Annotated in this window: 2 protein-coding genes; one reads left to right on the plus strand and one right to left on the minus strand. The window is 70.4% G+C overall.

Annotation, left to right across the window (positions count from 1 at the left end; genetic code table 11):
• Positions 1-45: 45 nt before the first annotated feature.
• Entirely contained in the window at positions 46-1,209 is a 1,164-nt protein-coding gene (locus DQW06_RS12245; RefSeq protein WP_041552194.1) for an acyltransferase family protein, read from the minus strand.
• A gap of 490 nt (positions 1,210-1,699) precedes the next feature.
• On the opposite strand from DQW06_RS12245, the gene DQW06_RS12250 reads away from it, so the two are divergent.
• A partial coding sequence (locus DQW06_RS12250) for an amidohydrolase (protein WP_117198464.1) occupies positions 1,700-2,955 on the plus strand: 1,256 nt, incomplete at its 3' end.

The following is a 2,955-nucleotide window of genomic DNA, read 5'->3' on the forward strand; positions in this document are numbered from 1 at the left end:
GACCCGCCCCTCCCGTGTACGTCGCGCCCCTCGCGCGGGGCCGGGTCAGACCCCGGCCTTCTCCTTCTCGCGTCCGCCGTCGCCGTTCCCGCCGCTGCCGGTGTTCCCGTCTGCGTCGGTCCCACCGGCGCCGCTCGGCGCGCGCAGCGCGGAGTCCTGGCGCAGGAACCACGTCAGCTGCGGTTCCACCGCCCAGCGCAGGCCCGCGCGCACCCACGGGGTGCACAGCAGCAGCGTCAGGGCCACGCCCAGCAGGACCGTGACGACCATCTCCGTGGCCCCGGACATCAGGCTGTACCAGGGCGAGGCCTGCAACAGGACGATCACCACAGAGTGCCCCAGGTACACGTACAGCGTGTAGGCCCCCAGGGACGTGAACCACGTGCGCTGCTTGGGCATCAGGGCCAGGACCGCGAAGGACATCACCAGCGCGAGGGCCATGAAGCCGACCCGCACGCCCAGACTCGGCAGGATCGGGTCGATCTCGCGGTCGGTGAGGCTGTTGGTCCAGAAGAGCCAGGAGCGGCTCATCTGCTCGGAGATGGGCACGGCCAGCGCCGCCGTCACCCCCAGCACCAGCACGGACGCGATCCGCACCCAGAGCCGGTCCAGGTAGGCGAAGTGCTCGCGGCGCAGGCTCAGCCCCAGGACGAAGAACGGCAGGAAGCTCACCACGCGGCCCAGGGAGAGCGTCTCCCCGAGGCTCGCCGTGGCCCCGAACACGGAGATGAGCACCGCGACGAGCACGGGCCAGCGCAGCCGCTTCCAGACCGGCACGCTCAGGCGCCACACGAACAGGGCGACCAGGAACCACAGGGCGTAGGTCGGCTGGAGCACCGACATGGTCTCGGGCAGGCCGCCGCGTTCGACCGCGTAGATGGACTGGTGGATGGTCCAGAAGATCAGGTAGGGCACCGCGAGCGATACGACCAGCTTCTCGACGCGGTTCGACGAGGCGTCGAAGGACCGCGAGAGGTAGCCGCTGATCATGATGAACGCGGGCATGTGGAAGAAGTAGATCCAGTAGTAGAGGGCACTGGCGGGCCCGTACTCGCGTAGTGGGCCGATCGCGTGGCCGACGACGACCAGGGCGATCAGGACGAACTTGGCATTGTCCAGACGGGCGTCACGGCCTGGACCCGGGGCCGCCGTGGTGGGGGCGACCGCGCCGTGCCCCGGTTCCTGACGCTGGGATGCCGGACTGGTCATGGATGAGGCCACGAGTGGACTCCGAGATCATCTGCTTCTGGGACGTGTGTGCTCTCCTCCGGCCGTGCACGCGGCCCGTGGGCCGACCGCGGGGCCGGAACGCGGGTGGCGCGGTGCCGCGTGGGGCGCGAGGGGGACACCGTAAGGTCGGATGAATGAACATGTGCTGCGTTACCTTACTGTGATGTAGCAAAGTATGCCAGCGGTTCTCCGGAGATCGGTGGAAAGTCGCCGGAGTCCTGCCTCGGTTGAGGTGGGGTTGGGGCTCGTGAAACATGTGTGGCACGAGCGGCTCGGCAGGGGGTAGCTTTCCGTGTGCAGACCCTAACCCATCAGCGCCACCGTCTTCTACAGAGGGTGACGGGCCGGGTCTGCTCCGGACCCGGCCCGCGGAGGTCACGCCGCTGACTGTGTGGCCTCGGCGGGCGCGCCGCTAGGCTGCTCTCGTCAGACGGGCGGTTCCGACCCGGTCGAGATACGGAAGAAGGCGGTGGAAGCCGTGCCGCACGCGGTGGACCCCAACCGTGCCGCTCAGCACGGGAACGTGGTCATGCGACTCCTCGACGAGCTCTTCCCGCTCGTGGAGGGGTTCTACGTCGACCTGCACAAGAACCCCGAGCTCTCCCACGCGGAGCACCGCACCGCCAGCGGTGTCGCCGAGTGGCTCACCCGGACCGGTTACGAGGTCCACAAGGGTGTCGGGGGGACCGGCGTGGTCGGCATCCTGCGCAACGGACCGGGGCCCACGGTGATGCTGCGCGCCGACATGGACGCGCTCCCGCTGGAGGAGCGGACCGGACTGCCCTACGCCAGCACCGCCCGCGCCGTCAACGACGAGGGCGCCGAGGTCCCCGTCATGCACGCCTGCGGGCACGACGCCCACACCGCCTGCCTGGTGGGCGCCGCCGACCTGCTCTCGGAGACCCGCGACGAGTGGGCCGGAACCGTGATGGTCGTCGCCCAGCCGGGCGAGGAGACCCTCGACGGGGCGCAGGCCATGCTGGAGGACGGGCTGTTCGACCGCTTCGGCCGCCCCGACGTCATCCTCGGCCAGCACCTGGGCCCGCAGCCCGCCGGACTGATCTCCCACCGCGCCGGGGTCATCCTCGGCGCCTCCAACTCCTACCGCGTGCGCGTGTACGGGGAGGGGGGCCACGCCTCCCAGCCGAACACGACCGTGGACCCGGTGCTCATCGCGGCGAGCATCGTCACCCGCCTCCAGGGCGTGGTCTCCCGCGAGGTCAGCCCGAGCGAGATGGCGGTGCTCACCGTCGGCAGGATCCAGGCGGGGACCAAGGCCAACATCATCCCCGACGAGGCCTACCTGGAGATCAACACCCGGGCCCTCAACGACAACGTGTCCGCCCAGCTCGAAGCGGCCATCGAACGGATCGTGCGCGCCGAGGCCGCCGCCTCAGGAGCCGCCCGCGAGCCGGAGATCGAGCGCTTCCAGGGCGCGGGGGTCACCCGCAACGACCCCCAGAGCACCGCCGACGTGGCCGCCGCGCACCACGCCTACTTCGGCGACGAGTACGTCATCCACCTGCCCGACCCGTTCCCGGCGACCGAGGACTTCAGCTACTTCGGCCTGCCCGGCGACCCGCAGCCGATCCCGTACGTGTTCTGGTTCGTCGGCGCCACCCCCCACGACGTGTGGGAGGCCGCCCCCGGCGACACCCCGTACGAGAAGATGGGCAACGTCCCCAGCACCCACTCTCCGTTCTTCGCGCCCGCCCGGGAACCCAC

Source organism: Nocardiopsis sp. TNDT3 (assembly GCF_003427465.1).
GTDB lineage: Bacteria > Actinomycetota > Actinomycetes > Streptosporangiales > Streptosporangiaceae > Nocardiopsis > Nocardiopsis dassonvillei.